Below are 17,040 nucleotides of genomic sequence, written 5' to 3'. Positions count from 1 at the left end.
AGATTATAAAAAAACCTCCTGAACTTTTCATAAATATTCACGAGGCTTTTATAATATTATTATTTATTTGCAAAATTCAGGAAACTCTTTTTTTATTGCTTCGTACAATCTTTCCAGTGCTTCTTCCAAAATATGAACAGGAATTGCCAGATTTATCCTTTCAAAACCGCTTCCATTTTCTCCGAAAGTATATCCCTCACTAAAAAATAACTTCGCTTTTTCATTCATAAATTTTTTCAGTTTTTCATTATCCAGTCCCAATTTTCTAAAATCCAGCCATTGTAAATATGTTCCCTCTATTAAAGGAGCTCTTAATCCATCAAATTTCTCTTCAAAAAATTTATTTACAGTTTTCTGATTATTGTTAATTAATTCCAACATTTCCGAAAGCCATTGTTCTGAATCATTATATGCCAACTCGCATGCTTTATAAGGTAAAGGAGAAAAAATATGGACAGAAGATTTTTCTTGACTTTTTCTAAATTTTTTTCTCAGTTTTTCATTTTTTATTATTATATTCGAAATACCTACTCCGGCTAGATTAAATGTCTTTGTAGGAGCAGTACATGTTACAGTTATATCAGCTACTTCTTCTGAAAGCGTTTGAAACACAGTATGTTTATAGCCATCCATTATAATATCAAAATGAATTTCATCAGATACTATAATTAAATTATGTTTCAAAGCTATTTCCGCCACTTTTTCCAACTCTTTCTTGGTCCATACTCGACCTACGGGATTATGAGGGCTACACCAGATAACCAATTTGTTATCCTTTTCTGCTGCAAGTTCTTCAAATTTTGTGAAATCTATCATGTAATGACCCTTATTTTCAATTAATCCGCAATCAATGATTTTTCTGTTATTTACTTTTATAGCATTATAAAAAGGATAATACATAGGTGTAAAAACTATGACACCGTCATTCTCTTCAGTATATGACTTGACACAATCATATATTGCGGAAACTACTCCCGGTGAACAGGATATCCATTCCTTTTTCACATCAAAATTATGTTTTTTCTTCATCCAATTTATTACAGCATCATAATAATCCGTATAAGGACCTGTATATCCCAATATCATTTCATCTATGTACTTTTTTAGTCCTTCTCTTATTTCAGGAGCAATTTTCAGCTCCATATCAGCTACCGAAAAAGGTACTATTCCATCTTCCAATTCCGGATAACTTTCATACATCTGATCCCACTTATACGAACCTACATTTTTTCTGTTTACTACTGTTTCAAAATCATATTTTTTCATAATTTAAACCTTTCTTCATCTAAAAAATTTATAAAATCATCTGATTATATATTTTTTAACAATCTTACCCTCACTCAATTTTTTGATATTTTTCAATACCGTTCATTTATTACTTTTTAAAATAATCCTGTAATTACCCCATTTTCATTTATATCTATTAATTCTGCTGCGGGTTTTTTCGGAAGTCCCGGCATATCTATTATTTCTCCTGCCATAACTACTAAAAATCCCGCTCCTGCTGATAATCTTACTTCATTTACCATAACTTCAAAACCTATAGGTCTTCCAAGTAAATTTGGATTATCTGACAATGATTTCTGTGTTTTTGATATACATACGGGTAATTTATCATATCCATTTTCCACATATTTCTTTATATTATTCAATGCTTTAGGCATAAATTTCACATTGTCGGCTCCATAAATTTCACGGCATATTATTTCAATTTTATCTTTAATAGGTAATTTTTCATCATACAAAGGAGCAAATTTTTTTGGGGACTTTTCATTTTCTTTAATAGCTTCTATTACTTTTTCAACTAATTTTTCTCCTCCTACTCCTCCTTTTTCCCAAATTTCACAAAGTGCCACCTTTACACCTTTTTCATTACAGAATTTTTCAATTTCTTTGATTTCATTATCTGTGTCCGTTATAAATTTATTTATTGCCACTACAACAGAAACATTATATTTTTGCATATTTTCAATATGTTTTTCAAGATTTGACATTCCTTTTTTTAACATTTCTATGTTTTCACTTTTCAGCTCTGTATCTCCTCCATGATGTTTTAATGCTCTTACAGTTGCTACAAGTACTATTGTGTCGGGCTTCAGTCCGGCTTTTCTTGCTTTAATATCAAGAAATTTTTCCGCTCCCAAATCAGCGGCAAATCCTGCTTCAGTTACTACATAGTCTGACAGTTTTAGAGCCATCTTCGTTGCCAAGATCGAATTACATCCGTGAGCAATATTTGCAAAAGGACCTCCGTGAATAAACACAGGAGTATTTTCCAATGTTTGTACCAAATTGGGCTTTATAGCTTCCTTTAACAATGCTGTTGCCGCACCTTCAATTTTCAATTGTTTTACTTTAAGCATTTCACCTTTTCTATTATAACCGAATACAATTTCACCTATCTTATTTTTCAAATCAGTAATAGATTCAGCAAGGCAAAATATTGCCATTATTTCTGAAGCGACAGTTATTTGAAATGATGATTCCCGTGTAATTCCATTCAGTTTTCCACCCATACCTATTACAATATTTCTCAATGCTCTGTCATTCATATCAAGTACACGCTTCCATGTAATATTATTTACATCTATATCAAGCTTGTTACCGTGTGAAAGATGATTGTCAATACATGCTGAAATTAAGTTATGAGCAGTTGAAATAGCGTGCAGGTCTCCTGTAAAATGAAGATTTATATCTTCCATAGGTACCACTTGAGACATTCCTCCTCCTGTAGCTCCTCCTTTTATTCCGAATACAGGACCTAAGGAAGGTTCTCTCAATGCTGCAACGGAATTATAACCGAACTTATTCAATGCCTGAGTTAATCCTACTGTGACTGTTGATTTCCCTTCTCCCGGAGGTGTCGGTGTAATAGCTGTTACAAGTATAAGCTTGCCGTCTTTTTTATCTGAATTTTTTTCCAATACACTAAGGCTTACTTTTGCTTTATACTTTCCATAAAGTTCATAATCCTCTTCAGTAAGTCCTATTTTCCCCGCAATAACGTTTATTTTTTCTAATTTTGCCTTTTGAGCAATTTCTATATCCGTCATCTCAATTTAAAGTATGATAAAAATATAAAATAAATTATATAATTTCCATACATCTCCTTTCTTTCATTTTATACTACTGGTTTTAACTTTGAATTTTCTTCTTTTTCCGTCAACTTTTTATATATTTCAAATATTCATTTATAAAATTACTTATATCCCCGTTCATAACTTTATCCGCATTTCCTTCTTCAGCTTTTGTCCTATGATCTTTAACCATTTTATATGGCTGAAATACATAGGATCTTATCTGACTTCCCCATTCAATTTTTGTTTCGGTTCCTTTTATATTTTCCATTTCTTTTTCTCTTTTTTCAAGCTCCATCTCAAATAATCTGGATTTTAAGATTTTTAAAGCTGTTTCTCTGTTTTTTATTTGAGAACGTTCTTTCTGACATGTAACAACCGTATTTGTAGGAATATGTGTTATCCTAACTGCAGAATCCGTAGTATTTATATGCTGTCCTCCTGCTCCGCTCGCTCTATATGTGTCTATTTTCAAATCTTCAGATTTTATATTTATTTCCACATCATCTTCTATTTCAGGAACGACATTTACTGCAGCAAATGATGTATGTCTTTTCCCGTTAGAATCAAAAGGTGAGATCCTTACAAGTCTGTGAACTCCTTTTTCACCTTTGAGATAACCGTAAGCATAATCTCCTTTTATGTTAAGAGTTATACTTTTTATTCCTGCCTCTTCACCTGAAAGTGAATCCAATATCTCTACTTTGAAACCGTTCTGGTTAGACCATCTGTCATACATTCTGTAAAGCATTTCCGTCCAGTCACAGGCTTCAGTCCCTCCTGCGCCTGAATTTATAGTTAATATCGTGTTATTTCTATCATATTTTTCATCAAGAAGCAGTTTTATTTTAAAGTTTTTTATTTCTTTTTCTATCTGACTGATTTTAACTTCCAATTCAGGTTCAAATGAATCATCCCCCATTTCGACAAATTCTATTAACATTAATATGTCTTCATGTATTCCGTTTATTTTTTCATATTCTTCAATCAGTTTTTTTAAAATATTAAGTTCTTTCAATATTTCCTGACTATTTTCACTATTCCAGAATTCAGGTTCAAATGTTTTTTTTTCGAGTTTTTCTATTTTTTCATTTAATACATCAAGGTCAAAGATGCCTCCTGATTTCTTGAATTTCCATATTGTTCTGTTCATTTATCTTTTTTATTTCAAATAAATCCATATATTTTAACCTCTTTTATTATAAAAAAGTTGTCTTAAAACAGAAAATTATTCTTTTTTATTCTGCGATATCTTAAATTAACCTGTTTACAAAAATTCGAGATAATCAGAGTATAAAAATGACAATAAAAACGTATTCAAGACAACTCCTTTTTTATTTTATATTTAATTTTTTCTTAGACCTTCAATAATTTTATTACTTTTTTCATCATACCATACTTCATTTTGTAAAATGTCTTTTTTAGCAAATTTGAGTATATTTTCAAATGTAGTTTCTACTATATTGTTCAATGCTTCGTTAGTAAGAAACGCCTGATGAGATGTTATTATTACATTATTAAATGACAACAATCTTGCCAGTACATCATCTTCAAGAATATTTGCCGATTTATCTGCAAAAAAATAATCTTTTTCATCTTCATATACATCTAACCCCGCTCCTCCTATTTTTTTATCCTTTAAAGCTTCCACAAGTATGCTAGTATCAATTAATGCTCCTCTTGCAGTATTTATAATTATTACTCCGTCTTTCATTTTTTGTATACTTTTATAATTTACAATATGTTTAGTTTCAGGAGTAAGGGGACAGTGTAATGAAATAACATCTGATTTTTCAAATAATTCATCGAGTTCGACATATCTGAAATTTTCCTCTTTTGCTGCCTGTTCATTGGGAAACTTGTCATAAGCAATTACGTTCATTCCCAATCCGTTCAGTATTTTTATAAATATTCTCGCAATTTTTCCTGTCCCGACAATTCCTGCCGTTTTCCCGTTCAAATCCATTCCAGTCAGACCCACTAAGCTGAAGTTTCCGTCTCTTGTCCTATTATAAGCTTTATGTATCTTTCTGTTTACAGTCATCAAAAGAGCAAGTGCATGCTCAGCTACTGCATACGGTGAATATGCAGGAACTCTGAATACTGTTACTCTATTATCGGTTGCAGCTTTTATATCTACATTATTATATCCCGCAGCTCTTATTGCTATAGCTCTGACCCCATTTTTAGAAAGAATATTTATTACTTTTTCATTCAAATCGTCATTTACAAAAGTACAGACTACATCCTGATATTTGGTAAGCATCACATTTTTTAAGCTCAATTTTTCTTCAAAATATGTTATCTTTGCCCCGTATTTTTCGTTCCACTTTTCAAAAAACTCGATATCATAGGGTTTTGCATCGAAAACTACTATTTTCATTCTACATTTCCTCCTATTTTTCTTTTACTTTTTAATTATAGCAAAAAAGTATTTATTAAGCAATTTAATTTTAATTTTTAAATAACTTGAAAAACTTTATATACAAAAGTTGAATTAAAATCATAATTTATTAACACAGCTCTTTATAATCAATAAAACTTCTAACCAAAGTAAACCAAAATATATTTTTCATAAATTCATCCTATGGGATTTAGAAGAATATTTCAATTTTGTTTCCCTTCTTTTTTATATTGAATATATATTTGACTTTATCATATTTTAAAATAATTTTATTTGTTCTGTATATTCATTTCTTTTTCTATTATCATACTAAAGATTAAAATCATTTTTATTTTCTCACATAAAAAATAAAACAGATAAAGTTTATTTATCTGTTTTAAAAATTTTCATTTTTTATTTAAAAAATCCAATTAATTTTTCTTTTAATTCCCTTTCCTTTACATATTTTTCTATGTAAGGAATTGCAATTTCAGCAGGAAGAATAAACCATGTAGGTAATCCTCTTGATTGCGGAGTACCGATATTATCTTTTTCAGCGTTTGTAGTATTCCATCTTGTAGCTATTACATCTTCACCGTCCCATTCAAGAAGAACAATTGAATAATCTTCTTTTTCTACAAGAATTCTGATATTGCCTACTCTCCCTTTCGGCGAAAGTACCTCTTCCGGCTTAATGTAACCCATTAAAATCATCTCCTTTAATTTATTTATAATTAATTAAGTTTCAAATACTTTACCCGTACCTTAGGAATAGATCTCCTACTGCCAAGACATTGTTTGATAAGTTTCTATACCCATAAAATCCCCTGCAATCTCTAATTCATCATTTCCTAAAATATTCATACTATCATCTTTATTAAATATAACATAAATATCATCATTCCATTTGCAGTCATATTCATAACATCTATTTGTAACATACATTCTAAAGGCTACGATATTATAATTTTGTTCTATTATTTGTGCAACTTTACCGTAAAATCTTACTTTTTTATTTTTAAATTCATTTGGATATCGAGAAATGGTAATATAATCCGGCTGTTCCGCATGCATATATTCTTCTTTTTCTCTTTCCTGTCTTTCTTTTTCTGCCAATTCTCTTTGTCGCTGCTCTTCCAATTTCTTTTGTTTTCTTTCCTCATTTTGCTTAGTAAGTAATTCCTCTGTTTTTTTCTTTCTTCTTCCAATTTTATTAGTTCTTCCTGTTTTTTCTTTTCCTCAGTAATTTTCCGTTCAGGTGTAGGTTCTAATAATGATGAAATAAAAAATGAAAATATAAGCATTCCAAGACAACATGTAGAAATAATTTTCTTTGTTTTAGTTAATCCGCTTTGCCAGATTACTATAAACAAAAGCCAAGGAAATAATATGATTCATAATATACCTCACCATTTTTTATACCACTTTTTCTTCATAAATTCCTCCTTTAAAATTTATTTAGTAAATTATATGATTTTACTTTGTAATTGAATAATATCATATTTCCATTATTTTTTCATATTCAATATATATATATATATTAACTCAATATATTTTGTATATGTTTAAAATCAAAAATATTTTATCAGCTCTTCTTCTGTTACTTTCATTCATTTATATTTTTAAAAATTTGTTTACTTTTCAAAGTTCTCTTTACTCTAATATTTTTAATTCAATCATATCAAAATTATTTTATAAACTGAGACTGTCTCATAAGATATGAAAATATATTTAATCATAAACCTTATACATTTTATATTTTTATAAAATCATTAAAAATAATATCTTTTAGTTTTTAAAAATATATAATACTTCTAGTTGGAAAATTATTTTTAACTTATTAGACAGTCCGCATATAACTGGTAATTTTGCTCTATACATAATTTTTTATTTAAATATAAAATTATTTTCATATTTTTATTTTTCCATAAACAAAAAACGTCATTTCAGATATTACCCTTGATGACGTTTTCTATTTATTTCCTAATTATTATTTCACTTCATTATATCTTTTTGCTACTTCATTCCAGTCAATAACATTGAAAAATGCATTTATGTAATCAGGTCTTCTGTTTTGATAATGTAGGTAATATGCATGTTCCCATACATCTATTCCTAAAATAGGAGTCCCGTGTGAACATTCACATGTAGCTCCCGGCATTAAAGGATTATCCTGATTTGCAGTTGATCTGACTTTCAGTTCTCCTTTTTTATTTACTGTAAGCCATGCCCAACCTGAACCGAATCTTGTTGCAGCAGCTTTGGAAAACTCAGTTTTAAACTCTTCAAAACTTCCGAATGTTTCATTTATTTTTTGAGCTAATTCTCCTGTAGGTTCTCCTCCACCATTAGGACCTATTACAGTAAAAAATAAATTATGATTATAGTAACCTCCACCGTTGTTTCTCACTGCTACTCTGATATCCTCAGGTAATGCTTCCAAATTCCCAAGTATTTCTTCAATAGACTTGTTTAAAAACTCAGGTACTTTGTTTTTCAGCACATCATTCAAGTTATTTGTGTAAGCGGCATGATGCTTTGTATAGTGAATTTCCATTGTTTTTGTGTCTATATTGGGTTCTAATGCGTCATAAGAATATGGTAATTTTACTTGTTCGAACATCTAAATCACTCCCTATAATATATTAATTTTTAATTTTGAACTGATTTATTTTAACATACAAACTCCATAAAATCAACATATTATTTAATAATTTTAATTATTCTTTTACAATATACCCTACACTTCTGACAGTTTTGATTATTTTCTTATCAAATCCTTTATCTACCTTTGCTCTTAGAAAATTAATATATACATCTACAATATTGCTTTCAGTTATAAAATCAATATCCCATATTTTTTCGGAAATCATAGTTCTTGTCAATACTCTATTCTTATTTCTTAAGAAATATTCCAACAATAAAAATTCTTTATTTGTTAGTAAAATTTCTTTTCCTGCTCTAATTACTTCTCTATTAATAGGATTTAATGTCAAATCATAGATTGAAAGAACTTCAGAATCATCATTATTTATTTTTTTTGTCAGTATTCTTACTATTGCCTTAAGTTTTGCCGAAAGTTCTTCCAGTCTGAAATCATTATAAATATAATCATCCACTCCATTCAACAATGCTTCAGTTTTAGAATATCTATCATCATTGTTTATTGAAATCAAAATATAACTGTCTTTTTTATTTTTTATAATTCGTTCCATCATTTTAGGAAAATTTGAAAATGATGCTACATCCAAAAAGATTAAATCCAACGAATCTGATTTCATTTCTTCTATTAATTTTTCTTCCGAATCAACCAATAATACACTAAAACTCATTTCTTTAAGTAACTGACCGACCACCAACCTTGATTTTTCGTTTTTATTACATACTAATATTTTCATTTTGTTCCTCCAATTTCATTTTATTTTAAACTCATGTATCTCCAATTAGTCATCTTAATTATATTTATTACATATTTAACTGTTCCAGAATTTTATTTATTATATCATTCATTTTTTTTGCTGCGATAGAATCAGTAGCTATGTATGGAAGTCCTGTATCTCCTGCTTCAACGATTGACACTTCCATCGGGATTGAACCTAAAAAACTCTGTTTTGTTTCAGAAGCCATTTTTTCAGCTCCCCCTTTTTTAAATATATTAACTTCTTTTCCACAATCAGGGCATATAAAACCGCTCATATTCTCAATAATTCCCAATAATTTCATATTTATAAGTCGTGAAAATTTTACCGTTCTTCTTGAATCAAGTAGCGAAACATTCTGAGGAGTAGTCACTACTATTGATTTAGCTTCAGGACCTATATTCTGTGCAATAGTCAATGTTTCATCCCCCGTTCCCGGAGGAAGATCCACAATTAAAAAATCAATTTCTCCCCAATCAATCCCTTCCAACATTTCCATTATAGCCCCCATTTTTTGAGGTCCTCTCCATATAATAGGATCATTATCAGGTACAAAAAAACTCAACGATGAAACTGATAAATTTTCAGCTACTTTCAAAGGTGTTGAAAGATTTGGAAGTTTTACTCCCTCTTTTCCAAACATTAAAGGTATGTTCGGTCCATGAAGATCAGCATCAAGTATTCCTACTTTATATCCTCTCATGTACAATCCATATCCCAGATTTACCGATACTGTAGACTTACCGACTCCTCCTTTCCCGCTCATAATGGCTATCTTATGTTTTATTTTAGACATTTTTGCATTTATTTTCCGCTTTCTCTCATCTATGTTAATATTTCCATGCATTCTGCTCTTCCTCTCTGACAATAATATATTAAAATTAAAACATATATTAAGTTAAAAAACAAGTCATTTTTCCTATTTACTATTTATTGTTTTATCCGATATTCCAATATTTTATTTTAAATTTTTCCTAATTCACGGAATATTTTAAAGTAATAAAGATTTTCTGATTATATTTTTTTAAAAACTTTCATCTTTTTTAAAATAAATCTTTTTAAATTTTAAAGTAAAAATACCATAATTTAATTATTTGTATCTTTTGATACACAGAAAATATTTGTAAATATTCTCTATATTACTATAGTCCATTCATAAAATATAAATCATTTTTAGTAACCATTGTATAAAATAGTTATATTTTAATTTTAATATAAAAAAATCCAAGTTTGACAGTTTTACAATAAAACATTAATCCACCCCTTAGATTTTATAAAATAATACCAAATTAATATTCTTTTTGTCTTAATATTTTCGTATAATTGTATTTGAATGTATATACACTTAAAATTAATCTGTTAATCAATCTAAAAACCCCTTTTCAAATTCATCTTCAGATAATACTTTAACTCCTATTTTAAGAGCTTTTTCAAGTTTACTTCCTGCTTTTTCGCCTATAACAAGATAGTCAAGATTTTTAGAAACTCCTGAGAGATAATCTCCCCCTTTTTTTAAAATAATATTTTTTATTTCCTCTCTTTTATATTTTTTCAATTTTCCTGTAGCTAAAAATTTTTTTCCTTTTATGGGATTATCTTCAATTTCATTTTCTTCAATATTTTTTGAAACAAAATTTAATCCTATATTTTTGAGTTGAATTATTTTTTTCCAATTATCTTCATTTTTAAGATAACTTTGTACGGAAAGAGCAACTTTTTCCCCTATTCCCTTTACTTGAAGTAATTCTTCCATTTCTTTATTTTTTAAATCTTCTATTGTTTTAAAAGTTTCAGTCAGTAAATTTGCAGTAAATTTCCCTACAAAAGGAATACCTAAAGAATAAAGAACTTTACTAAATTCTCTGTTTTTACTTTCTTCTATATTTTTTATAAGGTTATCTATACTTTTTTCCCCCATTTTTTCAAGATTTTCAAGTTCTTTTCGATAATTTTTCAGAGAATATATGTCTACGACTGTTTTTATTTTTCCAAGTTCAATAAACTTTTCAACTATTTTTTCTCCAAGCCCTGAAATATTCATCGCATCTCTTGATACAAAATATTCTATTTCTTTCTTTACCTTTTCAGGACACACAGGATTTAAACATTTCAATGCAACCTGTCCCTCTTCTTTTATTAATATCGTTCCACACACAGGACAGTTTTCAGGTTTTTCTATTTTTCTTTCATTTCCTGTCCTGTCGTCAAATACAACACTTACTACTTGAGGTATTATTTCAGCCGCTTTTTCTATTATAACATTATCTCCAATTTTTATTTCCTTTCTTTCTATTTCATCAAAATTATGTAAACTTGCTCTTTTTACAACCGAGCCTGATAAAGTTACCGGCTCAAGCTCGGCAACAGGTGTAATAACTCCTGTCCTCCCTACCTGAAAAGTGACATTTGTCAGTTTGGTTTTTACTTGAGCAGCAGGAAATTTATAAGCGATCGCCCATCTCGGACTTTTTGTAGTATATCCCAGTTCATCATAATATAAAAACTCATTTACTTTTATAACAAGTCCGTCTGTTTCATAATCAAGCTTTTCCCTTTCTTCTCCCCATTTTTTTATCGCTTGTTCCAGTTCAGCAAAATCACTATATTTTTCAAATACTTTTGTAGTTTTAAAACCTAATTTTTCAATAAATCCTATACTTTCATAATGAGTATTTATTCCGTATTTTTCAGGATTTACAAGATAATAAAGATAACAGTCAAGACCTCTGCCTTTTACTATTCCGCTGTCCAGCTGTCTTATTGTTCCTGCTGCAGCATTTCTCGGATTGGCAAATACATCCTCTCCTGCTTCTTCTCTCATTTCATTGATTTTATTGAAATTGGAAATAGGCAAGACTATTTCTCCCCTAATTTCCAATGTTACAGGCTCTGTCAATTTTTTAGGAACGGACATTATTTCCTTTACATTTTCCGTAACATCTTCTCCTATTTGACCGTCCCCTCTCGTTACCGCCTTTTTAAATAATCCATCTTCATAAAGCAAACTGATACTCAGTCCGTCAAGTTTAAGCTCCAGTACATACTCAAGTTTTTTATCCAGTCCTGTTATTTTTCTTATTCTCTGGTCAAAATCCTTTATTTCAGAAATGTTATACGTATTGGACAAACTTAACATCGGAACTTTATGTAAAACTTTTGAAAATTTTTCTCCTGCTGTACCCCCTATTTTTTCTGTAGGACTTATACTAATATTTTCTTTATGAAAAAATTGTTCCACATTTATACCTTTTAACTCAGGATATTTTTTTTCCATATTCTGTAACTTTTTCATTAAATCATCGTATTCTCTATCTGAAATTAGAGATTTATCTTCATTATAATAATAATGATTATACTTTTCTATGTCACTTCTTATTTTTTTATATTCTTTTTCTATATCTTCCATTTTCATATTTTTTTCATTATCAAATAATTTCACGATTTTCTCCTTATTAATAATAATTTTATGTTTTATTATACTACATTGTTAAAACAAATCAAATAAAAAATTGACTGAAATCAGTCAATTTTTTTACTTAATAACTCTAATAAGGTACAGTTAAAATTATACGGTGGGGATAAAAAGAATCTCTCTCCACGCGATAAGTCCAAACTCTGTCCTCCATTTTTATCCTTATAGTAAATTATTATTTTAATTCCGAATCTATTTTTATTTTAAGTAATTTATGTATTTGATAATCTCATTTTTTTTGAATAAGAATCATATTTTTTTAAATTCTTTAACTTTTTTATTTAATATAAATTTTTCTTTTAATATATTATTTTCATATATTTCTCCTCTTAAATAAATATTCTCTTCTTCATTTTCAGAAGATACGATAATGTCATTCGTCTTTTCGTAACAATCCATATAGAATTCTTTTTCAATACTTTTCTCAATATAATCATATATTTATTAAAACTGCAAATAGGAATACCGAAAATAAGTGCACGGAATATAACATAAGCAATACAACAAATACTGAAATTCTTCTTTTTAATTTTTCCATAATTTATCTCCTAATAAAATCTTTTTCATTCAGCATATTACTCATTGCTTTTAGCTTAAAGTTTTCAAGTATTTTAAGTGTAATTACATTTATTTTATTCTTTTCTATATATTTTTTAAGTCATATTTTCCGGTTTTTTCTCCTTTTTGTTTTGTAGTTTTATCTCTAATTCCTGAACCGTACTTAATATAAAACTGAACATCTGAAAAATATAAACACTTTTTCTTTTAAAACCTTTGACGAATCAGGATTTTCTTCAGGAATTTTCTTTAATATTTTAGAATTTAGTACTTTTCCCAGATTTTCAAATGTATCGGACATAATATTTCTCTTTTTTTATGCATTCTTAATTTTTTAACATTTTATTTTTTTTAGAATAAAAATTTTACATTATACATTTGTATTTTTAAAAAATAATATAAATATATTTTCAATAAAATTATAGCATATTTTTATAAAAAATTAATAGACTGCTATATATTGAAAAACGTAAAAATTGAAATCCACTATACTTCATAAAACTTAAAATATTTTCACAACTTCGAATAATATTCGACAAATAAAAAAGTCATTATCAATAAAAAAATAATAATATTTTACTATTTTTAATAATGACTTTTCTATTCAGAAATTTTAAACATCCATATCTTGTATAATCAATGCCGCTGCACCTTTTATCCCTGCATTTTCTTGAAGTTGTCCAAATGCAAATTTTAAATTATCTATTGTCATTTTTAATGCATATTTATAAAGATGTTTTTCAACTCCTTTTATAATTATATCTCCTGCTTTTGAAACTCCTCCTCCGAAAATTATTATTTCCGGATTTATTATATTAAGAAGAGTTCCTATTCCATGAGCCAGATTATCACAGAAATGATCCACTATTTCTATTGCCGTTTTGTCTCCCTTTTTAGCTTCACTGAAAATATAATATGAATCAAGTTTATTTAAATCTCCTCTTGTTACCTGAAACAATATACTGTTTTTATTATTTTCAAGAATAATTTTTCCTTCCCTTACTATTCCTGTGGCTGAACAGTAAGTTTCAAGGCATCCTCTTAACCCGCACCCGCATTTATGCCCATTCTTTTTTATAACAATATGACCGAATTCACCTCCGGCTCCCGTAGAACCTGAAAGTATTTTCCCATCAACTATTATTCCTGCCGCAATTCCTGTTCCGATAGGAATTGTTATACTGCTTTTATAACCTTTTCCTGCTCCATAAAGCTGTTCTCCCAATGCTATCACTTTAACATCATTTGCTATTTTTACTTTTTTTTCTGTTATTTCTTCAAACATTTTTTTAGCAGGAAAATCATTACCCCATGAGAAATTTGCAGCTATTTTTACAATGGACTCATCTATTACAGGACCCGGTATTCCTACACCTATACCTTCCATATTTGCTATATTTACTGAGTTTTCAACTGCCATTTCCTTTACTGTTTCCCATATTCTTCGTATGGTATTTTCAGGTCCTTTTATAGATTCCGTTTTTATACTTCGGGTATTTAAAATTTCTCCATTTTTATTTAATATTCCAATTTTAGTATTTGTTCCTCCTATATCAATCCCTGTAAAATATTTCATATTTCCTGCTCCATTCTTCATTTAAACATGATTTTTCAAAAAGTTTAGAGTACATTTCGTGACTTTTCCTCTTTAAGTTTCCATTTTCTCTCGGCATGACATTAAAGTGATTATATTTATCAATGAGAATACGAATAACTTAGTTTTCATTTCTATTTTTCCAAACAGTTATTTTTTTACTTTCTATTCAAATTATAACTCATTTTTTTTTAAATCAATAGATTAATACCAGTTTTACTTTTTAACACGAATCTTTATAATGAAATAAAATATTCAATTGAGTTGTTTCATATATAAAAAATGTTATTCTGTCTTGCATTTACTTTATAAAGGGCAATAAAACAATATTTTATGATTTCCAAAAATATACTTTATTTATAAAAGTAAAAAAATAAATTAAAATTATGAACTTTATATTTTTATAAAATCAGTAAAATAACAGTTACAATTTTATTTTAATTGGAAAATAATCTCTTAATCATAAATTTTTCTTTCCATCTTTAAATCAATTTTACTGTATAGTTCTCTCTTGTCTTATTTTATAAGTCAATTTAGCAAGTTCTATCAAATTTTCCAAATTTTTCCTGAAGAAATCCATATATGCATCACAAAATTTATTTTCATACTTATTTTCAGTTCCATCAAAATTTTTATATCTTCTGCAGCCACTTCTACAAATTTTTATATATTTACATTTTTTACATTTTTCACTCATATTCAATGATGTTTTATAAAAATCAACGGCCTTTTCATTAAACAGTATATTTTCAAATTTATTTTCCGTTATATTTCCTAATTTATATTCATCCAATACATAAAAATCACATGGATAAACATCGCCGTTTGATTCTATAACTCCATTTACACTGCAAAATCCCATCATGTCACAGGCTTCAGGCGGTTGCCCTAATAGTATTCTTATTAAATTATCAAAATATCTTATGCTTATAAAATTTCCATCAATAAAATCCTCATACCATAATAAAAATATCTCATTGAGAAATTTTCCGTAGTCTTTTGCCGTTAATGTGAATTCCTTTTCCTTTTTATTATCAAAATCATCAATACAAGGAATAAACTGCATATATCTAAAACCTTTTTCCCTAAAAAATCTATAAACTTTTTTACCATTTTGTGCTACAAGCTTATTTACTACACAAAGAATATTAAATTCCACTTTTGATATTTTCAAATGTTCTATACCTTGCATAACTTTTTTAAACGTTCCTTTATTTTTTCCGTTTATTCTAAAAATATCATGTATTTCTTCATACCCGTCTAAGGAAATTCCTACGAGATAATTATATTTCCTAAAAAGTTCCATCCATCCGTTATTTAACAAAGTTCCGTTAGTTTGTATAAAAAATTCCGTTCTTATATTTTTTTTATTATATTTGTCCACATATTCATGAAATTTTTCATAAAAATTTGTTCCGATTAACGTAGGTTCTCCTCCTTGAAACATAAAATTAATAACAGTATCCGCATATTCAAAAGCTTCCATAACAAGTTTTTCAAGTACTTCAAATTTCATTGGACCATAATTTCTCACTGTTCTGTTATCTGCAACATCATAATAGAAACAATATTTGCAATTTAAATTACAGCCACTTGAATAAGGTTTTATAAGTAAATTCAATGCACGCATAATTCTCTCCCTTTATTCATTTTTTCCTTATACTAATTATAGTATACCCTGATAATTAAAATTTCAAATATTTATTATACAAAAATTTTATTAGTTTCTGGAAATCAACCTATCCATACTATTGAGAAATTTGAACAGTAAAAATAATTTTGAATAAAAAATATTTTTAGTAGCTTTATTTTACAACTTTACTATGATATAATAAAATTCAAACTTATCTTTTGACTTAAAAATAGTAAAAAAGTCTTTCAACGGTTTAAAAAGATATACAAAATAAAATTCGGAGGAAAAACAGTATGAAAAAAATGAAAAACTATTTAACATTTATTGGAATATTATTTGTAGCGATTATTTTGACAGCATGTAATAAGGCAGAGTCAATGACAATAGGAACAGACAATTTAGGCTATGTTACTGTAAAAGGGAACTGGATGGAAACGGAAAAAGACAGTGGAAGCTTATTTTTTAGCGACTCTAAATCGGGAGCAACAATCGGTTTTTTTGATTTTGGTGATATAAATGAACAAAATACTATGGATACCGCACTACAGTCTTTTATTCAGTCCGTTATAGAGGACAATTCCTTGACTGAAGATAAATTTCAGATTGAAAGAGGAATAAAGTTTGCAGGATTTGACGCTTATAAAGTTTCAACTGAAGTAGATGAAACGACATCTATTTTATGGTTATTTACCGATAATGAAAATAATATCCATGCACTATCTCTCGATGTATTATCTAAAAAAGCTGCATCAATAATTATTGATATTGAAAAAACTTTCAGCTTAACTAAGCCGACGGAATAAATTAAATATCCTAAACTTCAAATTAAAAACAGCCTGATTATTTATACTTGACTTTATCTAAAGTATGAATAATTAGGCTTTTAATTTAAAAATCTATATTG

15 protein-coding genes are annotated in these 17,040 nt (G+C 28.1%); 1 reads left to right on the top strand and 14 read right to left on the bottom strand.

The window, feature by feature from the left end; all coding sequences use genetic code 11:
* Positions 1-63: 63 nt before the first annotated feature.
* The 14 genes from EII29_RS06740 to EII29_RS06685 all read right to left on the bottom strand — a co-directional run bounded on the left by EII29_RS06740 (position 64) and on the right by EII29_RS06685 (position 16,133).
* A complete protein-coding gene (locus EII29_RS06740) occupies positions 64-1,269 on the bottom strand; it encodes a MalY/PatB family protein (protein ID WP_125236772.1) in 1,206 nt (401 codons plus the stop codon).
* 113 nt (positions 1,270-1,382) lie between these two features.
* The gene (locus tag EII29_RS06735; protein WP_125236771.1) at positions 1,383-3,053 is read right to left on the bottom strand and encodes a formate--tetrahydrofolate ligase; all 1,671 of its coding nucleotides are present in this window, start codon (positions 3,051-3,053) and stop codon (positions 1,383-1,385) included.
* A gap of 109 nt (positions 3,054-3,162) precedes the next feature.
* Positions 3,163-4,258, bottom strand: a protein-coding gene (gene prfB, locus EII29_RS06730; RefSeq protein ID WP_233573275.1) for a peptide chain release factor 2 whose coding sequence is annotated in 2 segments (ribosomal slippage) — positions 3,163-4,185 and positions 4,187-4,258 — 1,095 coding nt in all. Because the reading frame shifts where the segments join, the coding sequence is not laid out codon by codon here.
* A gap of 164 nt (positions 4,259-4,422) precedes the next feature.
* Positions 4,423-5,460: a 2-hydroxyacid dehydrogenase gene (locus EII29_RS06725; protein WP_125236769.1), complete on the bottom strand. Its 1,038-nt coding sequence runs from the start codon at positions 5,458-5,460 to the stop codon at positions 4,423-4,425.
* Between the two features lie 414 nt (positions 5,461-5,874).
* Positions 5,875-6,165, bottom strand: a complete 291-nt coding sequence (locus tag EII29_RS06720; RefSeq protein ID WP_125236768.1) for a hypothetical protein — start codon at positions 6,163-6,165, stop codon at positions 5,875-5,877.
* A 75-nt stretch (positions 6,166-6,240) separates the two neighbouring features.
* Positions 6,241-6,600, bottom strand: a complete 360-nt coding sequence (locus EII29_RS06715) for a hypothetical protein (protein ID WP_125236767.1) — start codon at positions 6,598-6,600, stop codon at positions 6,241-6,243.
* A gap of 850 nt (positions 6,601-7,450) precedes the next feature.
* Positions 7,451-8,083, bottom strand: coding sequence for a superoxide dismutase (locus EII29_RS06710; RefSeq protein WP_125236766.1), 633 nt, complete (start codon positions 8,081-8,083; stop codon positions 7,451-7,453).
* 97 nt (positions 8,084-8,180) lie between these two features.
* The gene (locus EII29_RS06705; protein ID WP_125236765.1) at positions 8,181-8,858 is read right to left on the bottom strand and encodes a response regulator transcription factor; all 678 of its coding nucleotides are present in this window, start codon (positions 8,856-8,858) and stop codon (positions 8,181-8,183) included.
* A 67-nt stretch (positions 8,859-8,925) separates the two neighbouring features.
* Positions 8,926-9,726, bottom strand: coding sequence for an Mrp/NBP35 family ATP-binding protein (locus EII29_RS06700; RefSeq protein ID WP_125236764.1), 801 nt, complete (start codon positions 9,724-9,726; stop codon positions 8,926-8,928).
* Positions 9,727-10,242: 516 nt separating this feature from the next.
* Entirely contained in the window at positions 10,243-12,291 is a 2,049-nt protein-coding gene (gene ligA, locus EII29_RS06695; protein WP_125236828.1) for an NAD-dependent DNA ligase LigA, read from the bottom strand.
* Between the two features lie 309 nt (positions 12,292-12,600).
* Positions 12,601-12,750, bottom strand: coding sequence for a hypothetical protein (locus tag EII29_RS12065; protein ID WP_158612480.1), 150 nt, complete (start codon positions 12,748-12,750; stop codon positions 12,601-12,603).
* Between the two features lie 322 nt (positions 12,751-13,072).
* Positions 13,073-13,210 (bottom strand): hypothetical protein, encoded by a 138-nt coding sequence (locus tag EII29_RS12060; RefSeq protein WP_158612479.1) that lies wholly within the window; start codon positions 13,208-13,210, stop codon positions 13,073-13,075.
* Positions 13,211-13,522: 312 nt separating this feature from the next.
* On the bottom strand, positions 13,523-14,485 hold the full coding sequence (locus EII29_RS06690; RefSeq protein ID WP_125236763.1) for an ROK family protein: 963 nt from the start codon (positions 14,483-14,485) through the stop codon (positions 13,523-13,525).
* Positions 14,486-14,996: 511 nt separating this feature from the next.
* The gene (locus tag EII29_RS06685; protein ID WP_125236762.1) at positions 14,997-16,133 is read right to left on the bottom strand and encodes an anaerobic sulfatase maturase; all 1,137 of its coding nucleotides are present in this window, start codon (positions 16,131-16,133) and stop codon (positions 14,997-14,999) included.
* Between the two features lie 296 nt (positions 16,134-16,429).
* Here EII29_RS06685 and EII29_RS06680 point away from each other — a divergent pair, with 296 nt between their 5' ends.
* Complete coding sequence (locus tag EII29_RS06680; protein WP_125236761.1) at positions 16,430-16,939, top strand: hypothetical protein; 510 nt, start codon at positions 16,430-16,432, stop codon at positions 16,937-16,939.
* Positions 16,940-17,040 lie beyond the last annotated feature (101 nt).

The organism is Leptotrichia sp. OH3620_COT-345 (genome assembly GCF_003932895.1).
Taxonomy (GTDB): domain Bacteria; phylum Fusobacteriota; class Fusobacteriia; order Fusobacteriales; family Leptotrichiaceae; genus Pseudoleptotrichia.
Note: the sequence above shows the minus strand (reverse complement) of the source record. Positions and strands in the feature narration are given on the sequence as shown.

Bases quoted from the DNA above. Each gene is read 5' to 3' on its own strand.
- EII29_RS06720 (WP_125236768.1), bottom strand. From the start codon at position 6,165: ATGGGTTACATTAAGCCGGAAGAGGTACTTTCGCCGAAAGGGAGAGTA.
- EII29_RS06680 (WP_125236761.1), top strand. From the start codon at position 16,430: ATGAAAAAAATGAAAAACTATTTAACATTTATTGGAATATTATTTGTA.
- EII29_RS12065 (WP_158612480.1), bottom strand. From the start codon at position 12,750: ATGGATTGTTACGAAAAGACGAATGACATTATCGTATCTTCTGAAAAT.
- EII29_RS06725 (WP_125236769.1), bottom strand. From the start codon at position 5,460: ATGAAAATAGTAGTTTTCGATGCAAAACCCTATGATATCGAGTTTTTT.
- ligA (WP_125236828.1), bottom strand. From the start codon at position 12,291: ATGAAAATGGAAGATATAGAAAAAGAATATAAAAAAATAAGAAGTGAC.
- EII29_RS06710 (WP_125236766.1), bottom strand. From the start codon at position 8,083: ATGTTCGAACAAGTAAAATTACCATATTCTTATGACGCATTAGAACCC.
- EII29_RS06690 (WP_125236763.1), bottom strand. From the start codon at position 14,485: ATGAAATATTTTACAGGGATTGATATAGGAGGAACAAATACTAAAATT.
- EII29_RS12060 (WP_158612479.1), bottom strand. From the start codon at position 13,210: ATGTCCGATACATTTGAAAATCTGGGAAAAGTACTAAATTCTAAAATA.
- EII29_RS06735 (WP_125236771.1), bottom strand. From the start codon at position 3,053: ATGACGGATATAGAAATTGCTCAAAAGGCAAAATTAGAAAAAATAAAC.
- EII29_RS06705 (WP_125236765.1), bottom strand. From the start codon at position 8,858: ATGAAAATATTAGTATGTAATAAAAACGAAAAATCAAGGTTGGTGGTC.
- EII29_RS06685 (WP_125236762.1), bottom strand. From the start codon at position 16,133: ATGCGTGCATTGAATTTACTTATAAAACCTTATTCAAGTGGCTGTAAT.
- EII29_RS06700 (WP_125236764.1), bottom strand. From the start codon at position 9,726: ATGCATGGAAATATTAACATAGATGAGAGAAAGCGGAAAATAAATGCA.